This window comes from Clostridium sp. CTA-17 (assembly GCF_054767895.1).
The window spans coordinates 266589-288543 of the sequence record NZ_BAAABF010000003.1; the positions used below are offsets into that span (position 1 = coordinate 266589).

General features: G+C 28.5%; 23 protein-coding genes, 4 tRNA genes and 2 other annotated features. Of the genes, 7 read left to right on the top strand and 20 right to left on the bottom strand.

Annotated features, from left to right (window positions below; all coding sequences use genetic code 11):
- Positions 1–79: 79 nt before the first annotated feature.
- The 9 genes from pheT to ytxC all read right to left on the bottom strand — a co-directional run bounded on the left by pheT (position 80) and on the right by ytxC (position 9447).
- Entirely contained in the window at positions 80–2461 is a 2382-nt protein-coding gene (gene pheT / locus ACYUCG_RS07790) for a phenylalanine--tRNA ligase subunit beta (RefSeq protein WP_460268396.1), read from the bottom strand.
- A gap of 23 nt (positions 2462–2484) precedes the next feature.
- Positions 2485–3504: a phenylalanine--tRNA ligase subunit alpha gene (gene pheS / locus ACYUCG_RS07795; protein ID WP_003478405.1), complete on the bottom strand. Its 1020-nt coding sequence runs from the start codon at positions 3502–3504 to the stop codon at positions 2485–2487.
- A 170-nt stretch (positions 3505–3674) separates the two neighbouring features.
- Positions 3675–3902: a binding site (T-box leader), on the bottom strand.
- A 214-nt stretch (positions 3903–4116) separates the two neighbouring features.
- A complete protein-coding gene (locus ACYUCG_RS07800; RefSeq protein ID WP_003475472.1) occupies positions 4117–4890 on the bottom strand; it encodes a TrmH family RNA methyltransferase in 774 nt (257 codons plus the stop codon).
- A gap of 25 nt (positions 4891–4915) precedes the next feature.
- The gene (locus ACYUCG_RS07805; RefSeq protein WP_003451483.1) at positions 4916–5581 is read right to left on the bottom strand and encodes a potassium channel family protein; all 666 of its coding nucleotides are present in this window, start codon (positions 5579–5581) and stop codon (positions 4916–4918) included.
- A 22-nt stretch (positions 5582–5603) separates the two neighbouring features.
- A complete protein-coding gene (locus tag ACYUCG_RS07810) occupies positions 5604–6944 on the bottom strand; it encodes a TrkH family potassium uptake protein (RefSeq protein ID WP_060795205.1) in 1341 nt (446 codons plus the stop codon).
- A gap of 228 nt (positions 6945–7172) precedes the next feature.
- Positions 7173–7532 carry a 50S ribosomal protein L20 gene (rplT, locus tag ACYUCG_RS07815; RefSeq protein ID WP_003451332.1) on the bottom strand — a complete coding sequence of 120 codons (360 nt, stop codon included), beginning with the start codon at positions 7530–7532 and terminating at the stop codon, positions 7173–7175.
- Positions 7533–7561: 29 nt separating this feature from the next.
- Positions 7562–7759, bottom strand: a complete 198-nt coding sequence (gene rpmI / locus ACYUCG_RS07820) for a 50S ribosomal protein L35 (RefSeq protein ID WP_003451643.1) — start codon at positions 7757–7759, stop codon at positions 7562–7564.
- A 21-nt stretch (positions 7760–7780) separates the two neighbouring features.
- A complete protein-coding gene (gene infC, locus ACYUCG_RS07825) occupies positions 7781–8302 on the bottom strand; it encodes a translation initiation factor IF-3 (RefSeq protein WP_003451478.1) in 522 nt (173 codons plus the stop codon).
- A 29-nt stretch (positions 8303–8331) separates the two neighbouring features.
- Positions 8332–8451 (bottom strand) — a sequence feature (ribosomal protein L20 leader region).
- Positions 8452–8568: 117 nt separating this feature from the next.
- On the bottom strand, positions 8569–9447 hold the full coding sequence (ytxC, locus tag ACYUCG_RS07830) for a putative sporulation protein YtxC (protein ID WP_333961779.1): 879 nt from the start codon (positions 9445–9447) through the stop codon (positions 8569–8571).
- Positions 9448–9581: 134 nt separating this feature from the next.
- Between ytxC and ACYUCG_RS07835 the strand changes: the two genes are divergently transcribed.
- Positions 9582–10277: a DUF6873 family GME fold protein gene (locus tag ACYUCG_RS07835; RefSeq protein WP_283677921.1), complete on the top strand. Its 696-nt coding sequence runs from the start codon at positions 9582–9584 to the stop codon at positions 10275–10277.
- Positions 10278–10531: 254 nt separating this feature from the next.
- Positions 10532–11512 (top strand): N-acetylglucosamine kinase, encoded by a 981-nt coding sequence (locus tag ACYUCG_RS07840; RefSeq protein WP_060795211.1) that lies wholly within the window; start codon positions 10532–10534, stop codon positions 11510–11512.
- A gap of 132 nt (positions 11513–11644) precedes the next feature.
- Here ACYUCG_RS07840 and ACYUCG_RS07845 read toward each other — a convergent pair whose 3' ends face one another.
- Together ACYUCG_RS07845 and ACYUCG_RS07850 are read right to left on the bottom strand one after the other, a co-directional pair.
- Positions 11645–12199 (bottom strand): NUDIX hydrolase, encoded by a 555-nt coding sequence (locus tag ACYUCG_RS07845; RefSeq protein WP_060795213.1) that lies wholly within the window; start codon positions 12197–12199, stop codon positions 11645–11647.
- A gap of 163 nt (positions 12200–12362) precedes the next feature.
- Positions 12363–12917: a hypothetical protein gene (locus ACYUCG_RS07850; protein WP_283677923.1), complete on the bottom strand. Its 555-nt coding sequence runs from the start codon at positions 12915–12917 to the stop codon at positions 12363–12365.
- A 302-nt stretch (positions 12918–13219) separates the two neighbouring features.
- Here ACYUCG_RS07850 and ACYUCG_RS07855 point away from each other — a divergent pair, with 302 nt between their 5' ends.
- A complete protein-coding gene (locus ACYUCG_RS07855) occupies positions 13220–13597 on the top strand; it encodes a hypothetical protein (protein ID WP_240298618.1) in 378 nt (125 codons plus the stop codon).
- Between the two features lie 110 nt (positions 13598–13707).
- Here ACYUCG_RS07855 and ACYUCG_RS07860 read toward each other — a convergent pair.
- The 7 genes from ACYUCG_RS07860 to ACYUCG_RS07890 all read right to left on the bottom strand — a co-directional run bounded on the left by ACYUCG_RS07860 (position 13708) and on the right by ACYUCG_RS07890 (position 16117).
- Positions 13708–13782: transfer RNA gene (locus tag ACYUCG_RS07860), tRNA-Cys, on the bottom strand.
- A gap of 5 nt (positions 13783–13787) precedes the next feature.
- Positions 13788–13861, bottom strand: a tRNA-Gly gene (locus ACYUCG_RS07865).
- A 3-nt stretch (positions 13862–13864) separates the two neighbouring features.
- Positions 13865–13939, bottom strand: a tRNA-Gly gene (locus tag ACYUCG_RS07870).
- A gap of 5 nt (positions 13940–13944) precedes the next feature.
- Positions 13945–14020 (bottom strand) — tRNA-Phe (locus tag ACYUCG_RS07875).
- Positions 14021–14080: 60 nt separating this feature from the next.
- Positions 14081–15040 carry an Hsp33 family molecular chaperone HslO gene (hslO, locus tag ACYUCG_RS07880; RefSeq protein ID WP_003451067.1) on the bottom strand — a complete coding sequence of 320 codons (960 nt, stop codon included), beginning with the start codon at positions 15038–15040 and terminating at the stop codon, positions 14081–14083.
- A 15-nt stretch (positions 15041–15055) separates the two neighbouring features.
- Positions 15056–15793: a class I SAM-dependent DNA methyltransferase gene (locus tag ACYUCG_RS07885; protein ID WP_003481926.1), complete on the bottom strand. Its 738-nt coding sequence runs from the start codon at positions 15791–15793 to the stop codon at positions 15056–15058.
- A 51-nt stretch (positions 15794–15844) separates the two neighbouring features.
- The gene (locus ACYUCG_RS07890) at positions 15845–16117 is read right to left on the bottom strand and encodes an alpha/beta-type small acid-soluble spore protein (protein WP_003451493.1); all 273 of its coding nucleotides are present in this window, start codon (positions 16115–16117) and stop codon (positions 15845–15847) included.
- Positions 16118–16318: 201 nt separating this feature from the next.
- Here ACYUCG_RS07890 and ACYUCG_RS07895 point away from each other — a divergent pair, with 201 nt between their 5' ends.
- From ACYUCG_RS07895 to dapB, 3 genes are all read left to right on the top strand, one after another.
- The gene (locus tag ACYUCG_RS07895; protein WP_003481927.1) at positions 16319–17296 is read left to right on the top strand and encodes an aspartate-semialdehyde dehydrogenase; all 978 of its coding nucleotides are present in this window, start codon (positions 16319–16321) and stop codon (positions 17294–17296) included.
- A 24-nt stretch (positions 17297–17320) separates the two neighbouring features.
- Complete coding sequence (gene dapA / locus ACYUCG_RS07900) at positions 17321–18196, top strand: 4-hydroxy-tetrahydrodipicolinate synthase (RefSeq protein ID WP_240298619.1); 876 nt, start codon at positions 17321–17323, stop codon at positions 18194–18196.
- A 72-nt stretch (positions 18197–18268) separates the two neighbouring features.
- Entirely contained in the window at positions 18269–19033 is a 765-nt protein-coding gene (gene dapB, locus ACYUCG_RS07905) for a 4-hydroxy-tetrahydrodipicolinate reductase (protein WP_460268398.1), read from the top strand.
- A 292-nt stretch (positions 19034–19325) separates the two neighbouring features.
- On the opposite strand, the gene ACYUCG_RS07910 is transcribed toward dapB, so the two are convergent.
- Positions 19326–20468, bottom strand: coding sequence for a pyridoxal phosphate-dependent aminotransferase (locus tag ACYUCG_RS07910; RefSeq protein ID WP_060795987.1), 1143 nt, complete (start codon positions 20466–20468; stop codon positions 19326–19328).
- Positions 20468–21004 carry a cob(I)yrinic acid a,c-diamide adenosyltransferase gene (locus ACYUCG_RS07915; protein ID WP_003481933.1) on the bottom strand — a complete coding sequence of 179 codons (537 nt, stop codon included), beginning with the start codon at positions 21002–21004 and terminating at the stop codon, positions 20468–20470. The genes ACYUCG_RS07910 and ACYUCG_RS07915 overlap by 1 nt, the downstream gene beginning before the upstream one ends.
- Positions 21005–21197: 193 nt before the next feature.
- Between ACYUCG_RS07915 and dapD the strand changes: the two genes are divergently transcribed.
- Complete coding sequence (dapD, locus tag ACYUCG_RS07920; RefSeq protein WP_011592758.1) at positions 21198–21908, top strand: 2,3,4,5-tetrahydropyridine-2,6-dicarboxylate N-acetyltransferase; 711 nt, start codon at positions 21198–21200, stop codon at positions 21906–21908.
- The last annotated feature ends 47 nt before the right edge of the window (positions 21909–21955 follow it).

A 21955-nucleotide genomic window follows, 5' to 3' on the forward strand; every position in this document is an offset into this window, starting at 1 on the left:
CTTTCTTAAACACCTCTTACTTCCATAATAAAAAATATGTTATGTACATTTTAACATATACATAACATATTTAAAACTATTATTGCTCTCTTAATTGAGCTCCTAGCTTATATTCTAAAGCTCTTAATATCTTATCATGAACTTTATTTATATCTTTATCTTTTAAAGTTTTGCTTGGATCTCTGTAAGCTATAGCATATGCAATACTCTTCTTACCTTCTGGTATTTGAGCACCTTTATAAACGTCAAATAATTCAACTTTTTCAACTACTTGACCACCAGCTTTTCTTATTGCATCTTCTATTTCTTGAACTAGAACTGCATCATCAACAAGTAAAGCTATATCTCTTGTTATTGCTGGATACTTAGGTAATGGTTTGTAAGCTTTCTCTGTTTTTGAGAAGTTATACATAGCATCTAAATCTAATTCAGCAACATAGCAAGGAACATCTACTCCGTAGTTTTCATTAACGTCTGGGTGAATTTCTCCTAAAACACCTAGTGAAGTTCTACCTAATATTAACTCAGCAGTTTTTCCTGGATGATAACTTGGGTTTTCACTCATTCTCTTGAATGATGCGCTCTTAAGACCTAATGAATCTAATAAGTTTTCAACTATTCCTTTTAAATCAAAGTAATCACATTGTCCATAAATACCAATTGTTAATATATTTCTTTCAGTTGGTAATTCATTTTCATCTGAATTTGGAATATAAGTTTTACCTATTTCAAATAATCTAACTATCTCATTGCTTCTTGAATAGTTTCTAGCTAAAGATTCCATCATTGAAGGAAGTGTTGATGTTCTCATAACACTATAATCTTCTCCTAGTGGATTCTTTATTTTAACAACATTTCTAAGGCTGCTATCTTCTGGTACACATATTTTATCGAATACCTTTGGACTTACAAATGAGTAACTTATAGATTGATTTAAGCCTGATGCTAACATTGTATCTATAACTTTTTCATCTAATAATTGTTTCTTGTCCTTAGCTTCTTTTTCTGTACTAGTTGATATTAAAGTAGCTGGAATATTATTATATCCATAGATTCTTGCAACTTCTTCTGCTACATCTTCTCTTATATCAACATCTATTCTAAATGTAGGTACTAATATTTCTAATGTATCTCCATTTATAGTAGTTTTTAAATCTAAGCTATCTAAACATCTCTTCATTTCTTCTGCTTCTAATGAAGTTCCTAAGAATTTGTTTATCCAGCGAACACTTACTTCTAAAGTCTTTTCTTCTTTAACATTATTGTAGACATCTATAGTGCCTTCCATAATCTCTCCACAGCCTAGTTCTTCAACTAAAGCACATGCTCTATCTAAAGCTAAAGCTGCTAAGTTTGGATCTATGTCTTTTTCAAATCTTGATGAACTTTCAGTTCTTAATCCTAAATTCTTAGAATTAACTCTTATATTAGTTCCATCAAAGTTAGCTGATTCAAATACAATCTCTGTTGTGTCATCTTTAACACCTGAGTTTAATCCACCCATTATACCAGCTAACGCAACTATCTCTTCTCCATCTTTTATGCAAAGAACATCTGAATTTAATTCTCTTTCTATTTCATCTAAAGTTACAAATTTATCTCCATCTTTAGCTCTCTCAACTACTATGTTAGAAGATTTTAATTCTCTTCTATCAAAGGCATGCATTGGTTGACCAAGCTCTAACATAACAAAGTTAGTAATATCAACTATGTTATTTATAGGTCTAACCCCAGCATCTAATAATCTTTCTTGCATCCAAGTTGGTGATGGAGCTACCTTTACATTTTTAACTCCTCTAGCCATATATCTATTACAAAGCTTATCATTAACTGAAACTTTTATTTCATCATTTATGTTTTTATCACATTTAACTTCAAACTTAGTACTTGGCATTCTGTAAGTTTTTCTTGTTGTAGCTGCTGTTTCTCTAGCCATACCAACAACACTTAAACAATCAGGTCTATTTGAAGTTATTTCAAAATCTAAAACTTGTTTATTAAGACCTAAATATTCTTTTATACAAACACCAATTGGAGCATTCTCTGGTAAAATCATAAGTCCAATAACTTCTTTTCCGTCAGCAATTCCTAATTCTTCTTCTGAACAGAACATTCCGTTTGAAACTTCTCCTCTTAATTTACCTTTTTTGATTTTGCTTCCATCAGCTAATATTGCACCATGTAAAGCTACTGGAACCTTATCATGTTCTTTCATATTATCTGCAGCTGTTACTATTTGAATCATTTCTGATCCTATGTTTACTTGACAAATTTTAAGCTTTTCAGCATCAGGATGTTGTTCTATTTTATCTATTTGACAAGTAACTATATTTTCTATTTCTGCACCAGCAGTTACGACCTCTTCTACTTTTGATCCTGATAAAGTTAAAGCATCGCCTAACTCTTCTGCTGTCATATCTATATCAACGTAATCTTTAAGCCAATTAAATGGTACTTTCATCTTTTTTACCTCCTATTTTAAAACTAGAATTGATTTAAGAATCTCATATCACTTTCGTATAATAATCTTATGTCATCTATTCCATACTTAAGCATAACCATTCTGTCTACACCAAATCCGAAAGCAAATCCACTATAAACTTCTGGGTCTATTCCACAGTTTCTTAAAACTTGAGGGTGAACCATACCACAACCTAGTATTTCTATCCAACCTTCTCCCTTACATACTTTACATCCTTTTCCGTTACATACAAAGCATGTAGCATCCATTTCAGCTGATGGCTCAGTGAATGGGAAATGATGTGGTCTAAACTTAGTTTTTACTTTATCACCAAACATTTTTTTAGCAAATAATTCTAAAGTTCCCTTAAGATCTGCAAAAGTTATATCCTTATCTATAACAAGACCTTCCATTTGGTAGAATATTGGTGAATGTGTAGCATCAACAGCATCTGATCTAAATACCTTACCAGGTGAGATCATTTTTATTGGTGGTTGTTGTTTTTCCATTACTCTAGCTTGAACTGGAGAAGTTTGAGTTCTTAAAACTACATTATCATTTATGTAGAATGTATCTTGCTCACTTCTAGCTGGATGATTCTTAGGAATGTTTAAGGCTTCAAAGTTATAATAATCTTTCTCAACCTCTGGACCATCTTCTATAGCAAATCCCATTGAAACAAATATTTTTTTCATCTCATCTAAAGTTTGCTCTAATGGATGTTTCTTTCCTATTGTTTGTTTTTTACCAGGCATTGAAATATCTATTACTTCATTTTTAAGCTTTTCTTGTTTTTCAGCTTCTTTAACAGCCTTTGTTATAGCCTCTAATTCAGCTTCTAAAACCTCTCTTACCTCATTAGCTAGCTTACCAACTATTGGTCTCTCCTCTTTAGATAGAGACCCCATTCCTCTTAATATAGTTGTAAGCTCTCCCTTTTTACCAAGATATTTAACTCTTATTGTATCAATAGTAGTACTATCTTTAGCTTCTTTAATTTCTACTAAAGCTAATTCTTTAATTTGATTTAACTTATCTTGCATTTTCATTCTCCTTTCCTGATATATAATTAATATATTAGATTTTATCTTAAAGCTCTTAGAACCCTAATATCTATTTTTTAGTCATTATTTAATCTTAGATTTAATTTTAATGGTATATTTTCATTATTGACACATTTCTATTAAAATAAAATAAACCCCATCCCTCAAAAACAAGGGACGGGGTATTCATATCCGTGGTACCACCCTAATTAGCACTAAAATAAACTTAGTACTCACTTAATTTCAAATAACGACTATGCCGCTAACTACTACTTTATATTTCACAGTTAGAACTCCAGAGTGAACTTCAATATAGTTTTCTAAAAATGCTTTCAGTCCATGGCACTTTTTCCCTGATAAGAAATTGCTATATCTACTCTCTCTATCAATGTTTTTATCTATTCAATTCAAAGTATATTATACATATAATAGTATTTATAATCAAGGCATTTATTATTTTTTCATATTTAATAGAATTTTACTTATAAAAAAATCAAGAGATTATATAAAAAGTTAATAATAAAACTTACAAATAGTATTAAAGAATCTCTAGTAATTCTTAGAATATATTTGTAAGTTTTATTAAAAATCTCTTTTATAAAGCCTCTTGATTTATTTAAATGATTGTCTTATCTTTTCATATATCATTATAGAGGTAGCTACAGCTACATTTAATGATTCAGCTTCACCAGGCATAGGAATTTTAACTTTTATGTCCGCAATATCATATACTTCATCACTGACACCATTTCCTTCATTGCCAACAGCTATCATAACTTTCCCTTGAAGATTTTCTTCAAAGAAATTATTTTTTCCCTGAAGAGAACTTACTACAAGTTTATACCCTTCCTTCTTTAATGATTTTACAAAATCTAAAGAATCATCCTCAACAATTGGAATATAAAATATTGAACCCATTGTTGATCTTAGAGTCTTATCATTATATATGTCAACAGTACCTTTAGTCATTACTATTCCTGCTGCACCCGCTGCATGAGCTGTTCTTATTATTGTTCCCATATTTCCTGGATCTTGAACCTTATCTACTAAAACAACTAACTCTCCACTTTTTAATTCCTTGTTTTGCATATTTATAACTCCAACAATTCCTTGTGGATTTTCCGTTGAACAAAGTTGTTTTAAAAGAGCTTCATTCATTTGTATAAGCTTTATATTTTCATTAATTTTTAAGAATAATTCAGGATTTTTCTCCTTAAAACTTTCTGTAAAAATTATTGAATCTATTGATACCTTACTTTTTATAGCTTCCTCTACAAATCTTAAACCTTCAATAAGATATTTATTACTCTTTATTCTATGCTTTTTTTCTTTTAACTTTTTTATCTCTTTAAATAAGTTATTATTTTTACTTTCGATTTCTAACAAAGCAAATAATCCTTTCTAGAAGATATTAATGTCTAAATATCTTTCCTTCTAATTTTGTTAAATCCTCTGCAGAACCTATAGCAACTACTATGTCATCTTTATTAATAACATCATCTGCATCTGGAGATATATTAACTTCATTGTTTCTCTTAATAGCCATTACGTTTATTCCGTATTTACTTCTTAAGCTTAATTCTTTCATAGACTTTCCATACCACTCTTTTGGACTTTCTATCTCAATTATAGAATAATCTGGTGATAATTCTATATAATCTAAGATACTTGAAGAAACTAAGTTATGAGCTACTCTAACTCCCATATCCTTCTCAGGTAAGATTACTCTGTCTGCTCCTATCTTATATAAAACTTTAGCATGTAAATCACTATTTCCCTTAGCTATTATATATTTTATTCCCATATCTTTTACAAGTAATGTTGCCATAACACTTGCTTGTATGTTAGCTCCTATTGTAACTACAGCCACATCAAAATTTCTTAATCCTAAAGTTCTTAAAGCATTTTCATCTGTTGCATCCATTTGAACTGCATGAGTTACACTATCTGATATTTCTTGAACTAAATCCTCATTAGAATCAATTGCTAAAACATCATGACCTAAAGCATATAAAGTTTTAGCTACTGATGATCCAAATCTTCCTAATCCTATAATAACGAATTGTTTACTTGACATAAGCCTTACACTCCTAACTTATTTATCCTATTAATATTTTATCTTCTGGGTATTTGTATGCACTTGGTTTCTTTCTATTAGCTAAAGCTAGAACAACAGTCATAGGACCCACTCTTCCTAAATACATAGTTATTATTATTATTATTTTTCCTATTGCTGAAAGATATGGAGTTAATCCAAGTGTTAATCCAACTGTAGCAAAAGCTGATGTAACTTCATATAGAATATATTCTAATGAAAATCCTGGTTCTGTTACTGCTAAAATTAATGTTCCAAGTACCACTATACCAAAACCTATAAATAAAACAGCAAAAGCCTTATACACTAATTCTTTTGAAATTCTCTTCTTAAATACTTCAGTATCTTCTCTTCCTCTTATTATAGAAATTAGAGTAAGTACTACTATACCAAAGGTAGCAGTTTTAATTCCCCCTGCTGTTGACCCTGGTGATCCACCTACAAACATTAATAGTATAGTTAAGAATTTCCCAGCTAAAGTCATATCAGCAGTAGAAACAGAGTTAAATCCAGCAGTCCTTGTGGTTGCTGAAGCAAAGAATGCATTAGTTAATTTGTCTCCAAAACTCATATATTTAAGAGTATTAGGATTATTATATTCAAATATAAACATAAGAATAGCTCCCCCAATTAAAAGGATAGCTGTTATCATTATTACAACTTTAGAATGTAAAGATAATTTCTTATATCCCTTATAATTATATAATTCTGACCAAACAGTAAATCCTAAACCACCAATTACTATTAAGGCTGCAATTGTTAATATTACGGTTTTATTGTTAGCATAGCCAACTAAATTATCTCCAAATAAATCAAACCCTGCATTACAAAAAGCTGATATAGAATGCCAAATACTATAGTATATACCTTTTAAGAATCCAAACTTAGGTATAAATTGAGTAGATAATAATAGAGCACCTAACATTTCTACTGAAAATGTAAATGCTAAGATATATCTAATCATTCTAACTAACCCCTGTATTCCAAAGGTATTCATAGCTTCTTGTATAAGAAGTCTTTCTCTTAAGGTTATTTTTTTCTTAACCATTAAGGCAAATAAAGTTGTAAAGGACATGAATCCCAATCCACCTATTTGTATTAAGATTATTATGACAGTTTTCCCAAAATAGTTCCAATGTGCCGCTGTATTTAATGTTATAAGTCCAGTAACACATACAGCTGAAGTTGAAGTAAATAAACTATCTAAAAAAGGAGTAAACTCACCACTTTTAGATGATATTGGAAGACTTAATATTATAGCACCTAATAAAATAACCATAGAAAAACCTAAAGCTAAAATTTGAACGGCACTAAATTTTATCTTTTTTGTCAGTTTAATGTACATAATTAAACCCCCAACTTAAACTAATATTATATTTTTCCTTTAATTTTATTATATCTTATTTTTAATTTATATATGTAAAGTTGTCTTATTTTTAGAATTTAAAAGTAATTTTATTTAATTGTAATTGCAAATAAGTTTAATTTTATTCAGATAAACGTCTGAATAAAATTAAACTTATAAAATATAAATAGTATATAAAAAAAATGCGAGATAAACTCGCATCTGATATTAAGCGTTTAAGTGCTTTTTAGCTAATTCAACTAAATCAGCAAATGCTTTTGGATCATTTATAGCTATCTCTGAAAGCATTTTTCTGTTTATATCAACACCAGCTAATTTCATTCCGTTCATGAATCTTGAATATGAAAGACCGTTCATTCTTGTAGCTGCGTTTATTCTAGCTATCCATAATCTTCTGTAGTCTCTCTTCTTTAATCTTCTTCCAACGTAAGCATTTCTTAATGCTCTTATTACTGATTCGTTAGCAGTTTTGAATAACTTGCTTTTTCCACCATAGTATCCTTTTGCAAGTTTTAAAACTTTTTTATGATTTTTACGAGCATTTACCGCTCTCTTAACTCTTGCCATTTTCTAGACCTCCTACTCCGTGTTTTATCTTATAGATATGGTAATAATTTCTTCATTGCTTTTTCTTGTGCAGTTGAAACATAACCAGTTTTTCTTAAATTTCTTTTTCTCTTAGCACTTTTCTTTGTTAAGATATGGCTAGTGAAAGCGTGAGCTCTCTTTAACTTTCCAGTTCCTGTTTTTTTGAATCTTTTTGCTGCACCTCTATGAGTTTTCATTTTTGGCATTGTAAGTATCCTCCTCTCAAGTTACGCTTTTTTAGGAGCTAAAATCATTATCATGTTTCTACCTTCTAATTTAGCAGGTTTTTCTACTGAACATACTTCTTCTAATTGAGCTAAGAAACTATCTAATATCTTAACACCAACATGTGAATGCTCAGCTTCTCTTCCTCTAAATCTTACAGTTATCTTGACTTTATCTCCAGCTTCTAAGAATTTTTTAGCATTCTTAGCTTTTATTTCTAAGTCATGCTTTTCTATAGTTGGGCTAACTCTTATCTCCTTAACACTGATAACCTTTTGCTTCTTTTTTGCTTCTTTTTCTTTTTTAGATTGCTCGTAAATAAATTTACCGTAATCCATTATTTTGCAAACTGGTGGTTTAGCATTTGGCGAAATCATAACTAAGTCTAACTCAGCCTCATCTGCCATTCTCTGTGCATCTCTTCCAGATACAACACCAAGTTGCTCTCCTGTGCTAGAAATTAATCTAACCTCTTTTTCTCTTATTTCTTGATTGATTGCAAAATTTTTACTAATCTTGTTCACCTCCGATAGAATTTAGCCAACACAAATATATAAATAAAAAAGGACGGTTTTAAGCCGTCCTCTATTACCAAAATCAAATGTAATAAAATTCATGACCAAACTAGCATTAATAGCTGTAAGGTGAGAAACGGCTGTTTCTTCTTGACATCAGTTATCTTATCATTATTCTTTTTTATTGTCAACACAATTCATCAATTTCTTTTAAATAAAATAATAGTTTTATATCTTTAAAACTCATAATCTTAGAATTTTATAATTTTAAAAATTTATTTTTTTAGAATATCATTGTAACTTTTATGTGTTTCTACTCTTTCACAAAAAACACTTTTTATGGTTTGAATAAATTCTTTATTAATACAATGTTCTTCATTATATATTTTTATTTTTTTTGGTGCATTAGTTATTAAACCACTAATAATAATATCTTCTATATTTATTATTCCCTCTTCAGCAATATCTGTAATCTCATTAAAAAACTCTTTAAAGATATCAAGTCCTTTAGAATCTTTAACCTCATATGATCCATTTCTTTGAACTATTATATTTACTTCTTCTAATTTACAATCTTGTATATCTACAAAATATTTTAATAGTTTTATAAATTCATTATATTCTTTTTCAATCATATAATCTTCTACTACTTTATCTATAATACATTCTATAGCCTTTAATAAAGGTTTCATTCTAAATGTTATAAATCCTTCTATGTTTATATAATCATTTTCTAATATAAATTCTTTTATATTCTCTATAATATCATTGACCTTATTTAAACAATAAAAATCTTTATCAGAACAAATCTTTTGTTCTCCTTTTAATATTTTATTTATAGCTAAATCTATTTCTAATATTTCATCATGTTTTAAAAAGAAATAATTTTCATTCATGTAATGAAGCATTTCTTTTTCCCTATAGTGTTCTATTATAACATTATAGATAACATTACTTATATATAACATTATGGTCTCTCTTATCTTTTCATCAAAGTCACTATTTCCATAGTATATTTTAACGAAGTGAGTTCCACATGAGATACTTTCTGACACACCAATTATAATTCCTTTGCTCTTTAAAACACTTTTTATACTCTGTATGTCCTCTATTAAATTTTTTTCGTCCTCACAACATAATGTCATTAGAAGCATTTTTCTCACTCCTTTCTCTACTTTTAGTATGTATTAATTCATATCTAATATTCAAAAATATAAATTCATTAATCGACAATTTCTTTATTTTTTTAGTAAAATGAAATTATAAAATTTTGAATGAGGAGATTATTATGAGAACTTGTTTTGTTGATTATAGAATTTCAGAATTAGAAGAAAAAAAACTAAATGATTTAAATATTAATATAATTAAAGTGCCAAAACATCCTAGACTATATGATGCTATAGATGGTCATCCAGATATACAAATAAATATACTTAATGAAAACACTCTTTTATTAGCTAAAGATTCATCTGAAGAATTATTTAACTCTATACCAAAGGATTTAAATATTATAAAAAGTTCTTATAACTTAGAAGATAAGTATCCTGGAAATGTAATTTTAAATGCTGTAAACTTAAAAAATGATTTTATACATAATCTAAAATTTACTGATCCTAAGCTAATTGAATCAGTAAAGGGAAAAAATTTAATAAACATAAAGCAAGGCTATTCTAAGTGTTCTATTGCTATAGTTTCTGAAAAAGCTTTAATAACTTCTGATAAAGGAATTTATAAAGCCTTAAAACCTTATGGTTTTGATATATTATTAATTCCTAGTGGTGATATTTCTCTTCCTGGTTTGGATTATGGCTTTATAGGTGGAAGCTGCGGATTAATTTCAAAAAATCAAATGGCTTTCTTTGGCAACTTAGAAAATCATTCCTATGGAAATGATATTAAAAACTTTTTATTAAAATATGATGTTGAACCAATTTATCTTTCTAATGGTAAATTAATAGATAGAGGTAGTATATTAACTATTTAACAATCACTATATTTTACTCAATATAGTAATAAATGTTGATAAAATAGCATATAAATATTATTTTTTATATTTATCACATTTACTGTTACAACTTAAATATATCTTTTTCAAATAATAAGTGGATAAATTTAATATTTACTGAATTATTCTTTAATTCAATTCATACTTTTCCATTCCCATTGATTATACAATTAGTAATATAGTAAAATAAATTTAAGTGGTAATTACAACTATGTATTAAGAGGGGGAAAAGTATGTTTTATTTAGGTATTGATGCAGGTGGAACAAAAACATCATTTATGCTTATAAACCACTTAGGAGAGGTTTTGTCAACTCATACTAGTGGTACATGTCATATACATCAAGTAGGATTTGATGGTTTTAGAAAAGGTATTCAAGAAGGTATTGATAAGATTTGTAGTGAAATTAATATATGCAGAGATGATCTTAGTTACTCATTTTTAGGTTTACCTGCTTATGGTGAAAATGAAAGTGAAAAATTAAAAATGAATTCTATAATAGCTGAAATCTTAGGAGAAAATAAATTTTCTTGTGGAAACGATGTAGAAGTTGCCTTAGCTGGTTCATTGGCTGGTAAACCTGGAATATGTATAATTCTAGGAACAGGAGCTATTGCATCTGGTATAACTAATGATTTAAAAACAGCAAGGACTAGCGGATGGGGATATATATGTGGTGATGAAGGATCTGGATATTGGATTGCTAAAAAAGGTGTTGAAATCTTTGGAAAACAATCTGATCATAGATTAGAAAGAACTGCCCTTTATGATATATTTAAAAATGAATTAAAACTAGAAAATGATTTTGATTTAATATTCCTTATAAAGGATGAATATAAACAAGATAGAACTAAAGTTGCTAATCTTGCAATGTTAGTTTACAAAGCTGCTCTTAAAGGAGATAAATATGCTTTGGATATATATAGACAAGCTGCTAAAGAATGTCTTCTAATGGTAAATGGATTAACTAATCAACTTGAATTTACAGGAGTATTAAACATCTCTTACTCTGGTAGTGTATTCAACTCAAAAGAATTTATCTTGGACCCATTAAGAAATTATCTTCAAGATAATTATACTGCATTTAATTTAACAGCACCTATACTTCCACCAATTAAGGGAGCTGCATTAAATGCCTTAAAACTTCACAAAGGAGAAATTCCAGAGGGTGTAGTTGATAATTTAGCTAAAGAACCAAAAGAAATTTTAGTATAATAATATATTTTAAAAGGAGCATTATGAAAATAACTCACTAATAAAGTTTATAAACAATATTAAGAAAAACTCTTAACACATTTATAAATTTTATCTTGAAGTTTCATAAAGCTCCTTTAATTTACTTATAATCTACATAAACCTTAAAACCAATGCAGTTTTTATTGATACATTATTTTCTTCAACAAAATTTTTAGCCTCTTTTCTAGGCACTTTAATAACTTCTATCTCTTCATTTTCTTCTAAATTTTCTGTTGAAATATTTCCATAAACCTTCATCTTAACCACAGCAACAGACTCATCAGACATACCTACTGAAGTATAGCTAGGCTTTATTAAATATTCACTTTCACTAGCTAAAAGTCCAGTTTCTTCAAAAAGCTCTCTTGTAGCAGCCTTTATTGCATCTTCTCCATTGTCTATAAGTCCAGCTGGGAATTCATATATATAATCATTTATAGCAGGTCTAAATTGCTTTAACAAAACAAACTCATCATTTTCTGTTATTGGAATTATCATAACTCCATCTGCCTTATCATGTTTATTCACAACGCAGCTTAAATCTTTTTCTGTTCTTCTACTTGCTATAAAATATTCTTTAGAATTTCCAACCTTATTCTCAATATCTAATTTATATAAGTTTAAAAACTTGCAATCAGTTAATTTTTTTATATCCTTTATTTTCATCTTAATACTCCTCTCATATTTTCACTTTTAATTAGGCTTTAAATTAATATAAATTAAACTAGCTATATTTTTAACTATTCTACTTTAATTTTACACATAAAAAGGATAAATATAAAGTTTCCTTTACATCTATCCTAAAAATCTAATTAATTTTTCTTTAAACTTAAGATTCATTTTTTAATGTATTATTTTCCTCATCTTTATTAAAAATTATTTTATCTTCTTTGCTAATTTTCATAATTATATGTCCACTTGAAAATTTTATATTAAATGCACTTTCCAGTGGGCTTATAAATTCCTCTTCCCAAAACCATATATATTTCCCAATAGTACTTCTTATTGTATTATATAATTCTAACTTTATTATCTCATTATTTTTAAAAGAAACACTACCTTTATTTTTTTCTACCTTTTTATCCCCTACTAAAAATTTTATATATATTAATTCATTTTTACTTTTTATATAAAATCCTTCACTATTACAATCTATAAAAGTAACTTTTTCATCTATTAATCTTACAGTATTCTTGATTAATTCCTTTAACCTCATCTTTTCTAAATCAATTCTACTTTCAAAGGAACTTATTCTTAAACTTAAATATGGAGTTACCTTCCATCCCCTATTTATGTTTAATTTATTTTTATTACTTTCTTTATTATTCTTTAAAATTAAATACGTTAAACATAAAGATAAACCAATTATAATAGCTAAAAACATTCTTACTCCTCCTATTAAGTTTATTTATATATTATATCTATTTAAAATATAATTAATACATTATGTATCCTAATTTTCAACATATTTACAAATCAATTATCTTAATATTAAAATGATTATTTATACTAATATTAAATTCTCAAAATATTAATGTACTTTTCTTATAAAATAAAACATATTATATTGTAAGTCGTAATTTAATATATTATATGCTTTTGAATGCACTTTATTGATACTTTATTTCGTCATTTGTAAACCTTTACTATCAATTTATAATTTTGTTTATAGGGGGTATTTTTATTATGAAAAAAGTTGTCAAACTCCAAAAAGAAGTTACTAATGATTTTGGAGATAAAAAAAAATTAGATTTGTTAATAGCTATTGATAATGTAAAGTTAATTCAATACACTTGTCCTTCAAATGAATTTTATTCAGTATCTCATAAAGATTTAATTATATATAAAGAAGATAATTCCCTTAAGATTTCTGAAAAGCCTATAAATAAAGATATAATTGCCGTTTTAACTTGGTTTAAATATAGAGATACTCAAGTAATCAAACTTTTCATAAAAGATTCTTCTGTTGATAATGAAGAACTTTACAATATTACATTAAGAAAGGTATTTAAAGAAACAAATTTCTCTAATTTCGGTGAAAAATTAATAAAATCCTTAATTTAAAAATGCTCTCTTTTAAATAATATTAATTCCTAGTTATATATTAATAAATTAACACTATTTTAAAAGAGCATAAAAAAACATCTATAAGAAATCTTATAGATGTTTTTTTATGGAGGCGCCACCCGGATTTGAACCGGGGAATAAAGGTTTTGCAGACCTCTGCCTTACCACTTGGCTATAGCGCCATATATGGAGCGGGTACCGGGAATCGAACCCGGGTATCCAGCTTGGAAGGCTGGTGTTCTACCATTGAACTACACCCGCATCTGGAGCGGAAGACGAGACTCGAACTCGCAACTTTCACCTTGGCAAGGTGACACTCTACCATTGAGTCACTCCCGCAATAATGGTGGCTCGAGCAGGAATCGAACCAGCGACACGAGGATTTTCAGTCCTCTGCTCTACCGACTGAGCTATCGAGCCAAATGTCTTGATCTCTTCAAGACATTTATTATTATATTAACTTAAAATTAATTTGTCAACTTATTTTTTATTTTTTTCTTCTTTTTCTTTCTCTTCTGCTTTTTTCATTTCTTCTGAAACTTCATCAGCAATAGATTTTTCTTTTTCTTCTAATAATTTTCCTATATCTTCTTTTGTAAATTTATATGCTTTATTACAGAAGTGGCATTTTAATTCCTCTTCTTTACCTTCATCATATAATTCTTTTAAATCTTTATATCCTATGCTTAATAATGCTCTCTCTACTTTCTCTCTTGAGCAATCACATTTATATTTTGGAGTTTCTTCTTCTAATATTTTTAAATCCATTCCATCAAAAATGAATTCTATAACTTCTTCTATTGTTTTTCCTTCTGATAGCATTGTAGTTAATGAAGGAATCTCATCTAGTCTATATGTTAATAAGTCTCCTAAAAGTTCATCAGCTCCTGGTAATAATTGAATTATAAATCCGCCAGCTTTTTTTATTGAATGATCTCTATCTACTAATACTCCTAGAGCAACTGCTGAAGGTATTTGCTCTGAAGCTGTAAAATAATATGCTAAATCCTCAGCTATTTCTCCACTATATATAGGAACTTGTCCTACATATGGATCTTTTAATCCTAAATCTTTAATTACTGTTAATCCACCATTTTTACCAATAGCTTCTCCAACATTTAATTTACCATTCTCTGTGTTTAAAGGTAAATCAACATGTGGATTTCCTATGTATCCTTTAACACTACAATCTGAGTAAGCAGTTACAGTAACCCCTTTAGCCATTCCTCCACCATTTATTTGTAAAGTTACAACTTCTTTATCTGATTTTAACATTGCTCCCATCATAGTTCCTGCTGTTAACATTCTTCCTAAGGCAGCAGCAGCTGTAGGTGTACAATCATGTATTTTTGAAGCCTCATTAACTAACTCTGTAGTTTCTGTTGCAAATATTCTTATCATACCATCTTTAGCTATGGCTCTTATTAATTTATCACTCATAATTTAATCCCTCCGTTATTTTTTTACTATATAAACTATTCTTTCAGTATCTGGTGTTACTTCATCTTCTGTATAACCATTATGCTTTTCTACTATTTTAAAACCTATTACATCAAGAATATATTCTATTTCACTTTCCTTATAAGCTCTTTCTTCATGAACCTCTGTAAATCTTTCATACTTTTCTCCATCTTTCACAAAGAAATTTAAATTCATCTCTACTATTTCATCCTCAAAAATATTTTCCCAAGCATAAAATAATTCTTCACTATCATATGTGTAAACATTGTTGCCTAATACTTCTGATATTTTATAGTATGAATTTATATCAAATACAAATAAACCATCCTCTTTTAAATGATTATATACCCCTCTTAAATAATTTTCTACACTTTCATCATCTAAAATATAATTTGTTGAATCTAAAACACATGTTATTAAATCAAACTTTCTATTTAACTCTAACTCACACATGTCTTGGCAAACTATCTTACCTCTAACTCTATGTTCTCTAAGCTTTTTATCTGCTTCTATAAGCATATCTTGTGAAAGATCAACAAAATAATTTTCTTTGAAGGATTTTCCTACATGAACACCAACATTTCCTGTTCCACAGGCTAAATCTAAATACATTTCTTTATTAATATTATACTTATCACATTTTGATAAGGCATATTCTGCTATGTTCTCATAGTTTACATCTTCATATATAAGTTCATCATACACTTTTGCCATCATCTTATAACTCTTCATAATAATTTAAATCCCCCATATATTATTCTACCTAAAAATTATATACTTTTTTTACTTTTCGTCAACGTGAGGTTTTTTCCTACCTAATATTTCATCATTGCTAGGTAATTTAAGTTCTTTTTTTCTCTTAGTCATTAACCCACCAATTCTTCCTGTTTCCTCAGCAGTTAATCCCCCCCATCCAAATTTATCAACCTTATCACTTAATCCTAATTCCCCAGCTATTTCATATTTCATCTTTTCTCTTAATTTTTCTGCTGGTGTTAATTCCTTATTAGATTTTATTTTTCCTTTTATAATTTTTTTTAATGGTGTCTTGCTCATATTCTTCCCCTACCTTAAATTTATTTTTAAAACTATTATTCCCCCTATAAGCTTAAATATTCATATTTAGTCAAATATGAAAGTTAACTTACTCAAATCCTTCAAATTAATCATAAAATATACTTGATAAAGTGTTTATCATTGAACTATATTTAATATATAGAAATAGAATATATTAAGATTATATTTAGGAGGGATATTGTGTACAATGTAGCAATAGTTGGGGCAACAGGAAATGTTGGAAGAAAATTCCTTGAAATCCTAGAAGAAAGAAATTTCCCCGTTAAAGAATTATATTTATTCGCATCAAAAAGATCAGCAGGAAAAACTTTAAAATTTAAAGGTGAAGATGTATTAGTTGAAGAATTATGCGAAGCTAATATTGAAAACAAGAAAATAGATTTTGCATTATTCTCAGCAGGCGGAAGTGTAAGCTTAGAGTTTGCTCCTATTTTCGCAAAACATGGAGCAGTGGTTATAGATAACAGTAGTGCTTGGAGAATGGATAAAGAAGTTCCTTTAGTAGTGCCAGAAGTAAATCCAGAGGATGTAAAATGGCATAAAGGTATTATTGCTAATCCAAACTGTTCTACAATCCAAGCTATGGTAGCTTTAAAGCCACTATATGATAAATATGGTATAAAAAGAATAGTTTACTCAACTTACCAAGCAGTTTCAGGCGCTGGAATTCAAGGTATATTAGATTTACAAGAAGGAACTACAAAAAAATTCCCGTATCCTATATTAGGTAATGTAATTCCTCATATAGATGTATTCTTAGATAATGGATATACAAAAGAAGAAATTAAAATGATTGAAGAAACAAAGAAAATACTTCATGATGATACTTTAAGAATAACTGCTACTACAGTTAGAGTACCAGTTTTAAATGCTCATAGTGAAAGTATAAATGTAGAACTTAATTCTGAATTTGAACTTGAAAATATTGTAGATTTATTTAATAGTTCAAAAGGAATAATAGTTCATGATGATGTAGAAAACTTAAAATACCCTACTCCACTTGAACTTAGTGGAAAAGACGAGGTCTTTGTTGGAAGAATAAGACGTGATTTCAGCTTAGATAATGGTCTTAACCTTTGGGTTGTGGCTGATAATATAAGAAAAGGGGCAGCTCTTAATGCAATTCAAATTGCTGAAATACTTATAAATGAAAAATAATTTATTTTTTTGGAGGTAATACGTATGTTTAAAGGGTCTTGTGTAGCTTTAATAACACCATTTACTGAAGATGGCGTTAATTATGAAGAGCTAAGAAAATTATTAGAATGGCACATTAAAAATCATACTGACGCTATTTTAGTTTGTGGAACTACAGGAGAAGGTTCTACTATGACTTTAGAAGAAAAGAAAGAAGTTATAAAATTCTCTGTGGAAGTTGTAAATAAAAGAGTTCCTGTAATAGCTGGAACTGGAACAAATAATACTAAGGCTTCAATAGAATTAAGCCAATATGCTGAAAAAGTTGGTGCTGATATGGTATTAATAATAACTCCATATTATAATAAAACTTCTCAAAAAGGATTATATGCTCATTTCAGTGCTATAAATGATGCAATAAATATTCCTATTATGCTTTATAATGTTCCATCAAGAACTGGAATGAATATAACTCCATTAATGCTTGATAAACTTGCAGATTTAAATAATGTAGTTGCTATAAAAGAAGCTAGCGGAGATCTTTCACAAGTAGCTAAAATGGCTGAATTATGTGGTGATAGAATTGCTATCTATTCAGGTAATGATGATCAAATAGTTCCAATTTTATCGCTAGGCGGAGCTGGTGTGGTTTCAGTTTTAGCAAATATTCTTCCTGAAGAAACTCACAATATATGTGAAAAATATTTCTTAGGCGAAGTTATTGAATCACGTAACCTTCAACTTAAATATCTTTCATTAGCAAATTCTTTATTTATAGAAACAAATCCAATCCCAGTTAAAACAGCTATGAATTTAATGAATTTTAACTGTGGACCATTAAGATTACCATTATGTGAAATGGAAGATTCTAATTTAGTAATATTAGAAGAAAACTTAAAAGCTAATGGTTTAATAAAATAATCTATTATATAATAAGCATAATCGCCTTTAGGTGGTTATGCTTATTTAAAACTAATATCGGAGGTACCAATTATGGTTAAAGTTATATTAAATGGTTGTTCAGGAAAAATGGGTAGCGTAATTTCAAACTTAGCTGAAACAAAATTTCCTAATGTTCAAATAGTTGCTGGTATAGATAATAACACTACGGCTCAAAGATCTTACCCAATCTTTGCAAAACCAGAAGATTGCAATGTTGAATATGATGTATTATTAGATTTTTCAAGAGCTGATGCTTTAAAAAGCTTAGTAGAATTTTCAAAGAAAACTAAAAAACCACTTATACTATGTTCAACAGGATACACTGCTGAAGACTTAAAATTTATAGAAGAATCTTCAAAAGAAATTCCTCTATTTAGATCTGCTAACATGAGCATAGGTATTAATTTAGTAAATAATTTATTAAAGAAAGTAGCTCCTGTTCTTTATGAAAACTTTGATATAGAACTTGTAGAAAGACATCACAATCAAAAAGTTGATGCTCCAAGTGGAACTGCCCTTTTATTAGCTCATACTATTCAAGATTCTCTTAATGAAGAAACAAAATTACTTTACGGAAGAGAAGGAATTGCTAAAAGAGAAAAAAATGAAATCTGTGTAAATACAGTAAGAGGTGGCGGAATAATAGGAGACCACGAAGTTATTTTTGCTGGTGATGGTGAAGTTATAGAAATAAATCACAAAGCTATTTCAAGAGATGTTTTTGCTATAGGCGCTTTAAAGGCATGTGAATACATGGCTGATAAAACTAAAGCTGGAAAATACTCAATGGATGATGTTTTACAACTAAACTTCTAATAAAATTTTTATAAAATACTGAAACACCTTGTTTTAAAGTATCATTAATTTCTATGTACGAATTTAAAGATCTAAAAGAAGATTTTAAAAGAGTATATACTCTTTTAGAACCTTTCAATTTAAATTATTCATAAGAAATAAAAATATTTAAAACAAAGTAAAATAATAAAACTTATAAATATATTTTGAGAATTATTTTCTTCTCTTAATACTATTTATAAGTTTTATTTTTAATTTTATATAACTTATTTCATTTTTGCCTTTTTAAATTATCTTTTATTTAAGACATAGTTTACTTTTTTAAAGTTTTTACAAAAGCCTCTAATTTATCTAAAGCTCTTTCAAGTTCATCTTTACTATAACAGTAAGATATTCTAATATACCCTTCTCCACCTTTTCCAAAGGCATCTCCTGGTACACAAGCAACTTTGCCTTCTTCAAGTAATCTATGACAAAATTCTTCTGATGTTAATCCAAACTTACTTATATTAGGATAAATATAAAAAGCTCCTTTAGGTTTTTCCACTTCTAAGCCCATATCTATTAATCTTTTATAAGTAAAATTCATTCTTTCTTTAAAAGATTCCTTCATATTTTCAACATCATCCATACAAGATTTTAATCCTTCTAAGGCTCCCCATTGAGAAATAGATGTTGCACATGAAGAATTATATTGATGAACCTTTATAATTTGATCATATATTTTCTTAGGGCATGCTACATATCCAATTCTAAGCCCTGTCATTGAAAACATCTTAGAGAATCCACTTACATATATTAATTTTTCTTTTATCTCTCTACATTGAGCTACAGAATAATACTCCTCCTCAAAACAAAGGGATGAATAAATTTCATCAGTTAATACCAATATATCATTCTCTTCTATAATCTCTACTAACTCATCTCTACTTTTTTTACTAAGTAATGCCCCTGTAGGATTACATGGATAAGAAAGTACTAAAAGTTTTCCCCCTTGTTTTATTCCTTCTTTTAAACTTTCTATGTTAACTGAAAAATCTTCATTTAAATCGTAATTTATAACTTCACATCCTATTATTTTGCTTATGCTTTCATAAGCTGGATATGCAATTGATGGAACTAAAACCTTCTCTCCTGGATTTAAAATGGCTGTCATAGCTGCATATAACCCTTCACTTCCACCTACAGTTATAATTATTTCATCCTTACTAAAATCAATATCAAAAGTGTTCTTTAGTAATCCTGATATTTCTTCCCTCAATTCAACTATACCAGCATTGGCTGTATATGTTGTTTTTCCTTCTTCAATAGCCCTTATCATAGCTTCTTTAACCTTTTCTGGAACAGGAAAATCTGGCTGTCCTAAAGTTAATGATATAGCTTCTGGGAATTTTACTACTTCATTATAGAATTTTCTTATTCCTGATATTTCTACCCCAATAACATTTTTATTCATTAAAATTCTATCCCCTCTCTAGCTGGAACTCCTTTTTTATAATAATGCTTAATTTCTCTCATCTCTGTTATTAAATCAGCTTTTTCCATTATTTTTTCTGGTACATTTCTTCCTGTAAGAATTAATTCCATATCTTTAGGTTTCTTTTCAATTAATTCTACAATTTCATCTTCTCCTATGAATCCTCCAGAAATTGAAGCCATTACCTCATCTAAAATTAATATATCACATCCTCTATTTTCAACTAGTCCTTTTACAAAATCAAATCCTACTCTAACCTCTGATTTTAATTGAGCTAATTGTTCCTCATTTAATTCCCAAGTAAATCCTTTAACTTTTTCAAATCTTAATATCTCTAAATTATCAAATCTCTTAGCAGATTCTAATTCACCTGTTTTCCATGATTTAAGGAATTGAACCACCTTTACTTCCATTCCATCACCTGCAGCTCTAAAGGCTAATCCCATTGCTGCTGTAGTTTTTCCTTTTCCATTTCCAGTATATACTTGAACATATCCTTCTTTAAGTCTTGCCATATTTTATCACTCCTTTAAATTATATTTTATAATATATTTGATTTTTTAAACAATCTATTTATTAAATAATATAAATTTTACGTTTTTCTCTTTTATTGATAATCATTTTTGTTTATAATAATTTATATTGTATGTTATATTTTAATAAATATATAAACAAAATGCATTATAAATAGAAAGGATGTAATTTAATATGAGTTATAACTTTACAGATCCATATGAAATTGCTAGATTCATAAAGGAAGTAAAAAAATCAACTCCTGTTAAAGTTTATCTTAAAGGTAACTTAGAAGGTGTAGAATTAGGTTCAATAGAATGTTATGGAAATAATGATTTCTATGTATTATTTGGAGAAAGTGATGAAGTTGCTACTTTCTTAACAGAAAATAAAGATAAAATAGTAAGCTTTAGACTTGAAAATGATAGAAGAAACTCAGCTATTCCAATGTTAGAACTTTTAAACATAAACGCTAGAATCGAACCTGGCGCAATAATAAGAGACAGAGTATCAATCGGAGATAACGCTGTTATAATGATGGGTGCTGTCATAAACATAGGAGCTGAAATAGGCGAAAGTACAATGGTAGATATGAACGCTGTTATCGGTGCTAGAGGAAAACTTGGAAAAAGAGTTCACTTAGGCGCTGGAGCTGTTGTTGCTGGTGTTTTAGAACCACCTAGCAAAACTCCATGTATAATAGAAGACGATGTTTTAATAGGAGCTAATGCAGTTATCCTTGAAGGTGTTAAAATTGGAAAAGGCTCAGTTGTAGCTGCTGGCTCAGTTGTAGTTGAAGATGTACCAGCTGGCGTAGTTGTAGCTGGAACTCCTGCTAAAATAATTAAATCTGTTGATGAAAAAACTAAAGATAAAACAGAAATATTAGATGATTTAAGAAAATAATAAAAAATAGCCATGAGAATTTATTCCCATGGCCTTTTTTATTAAGA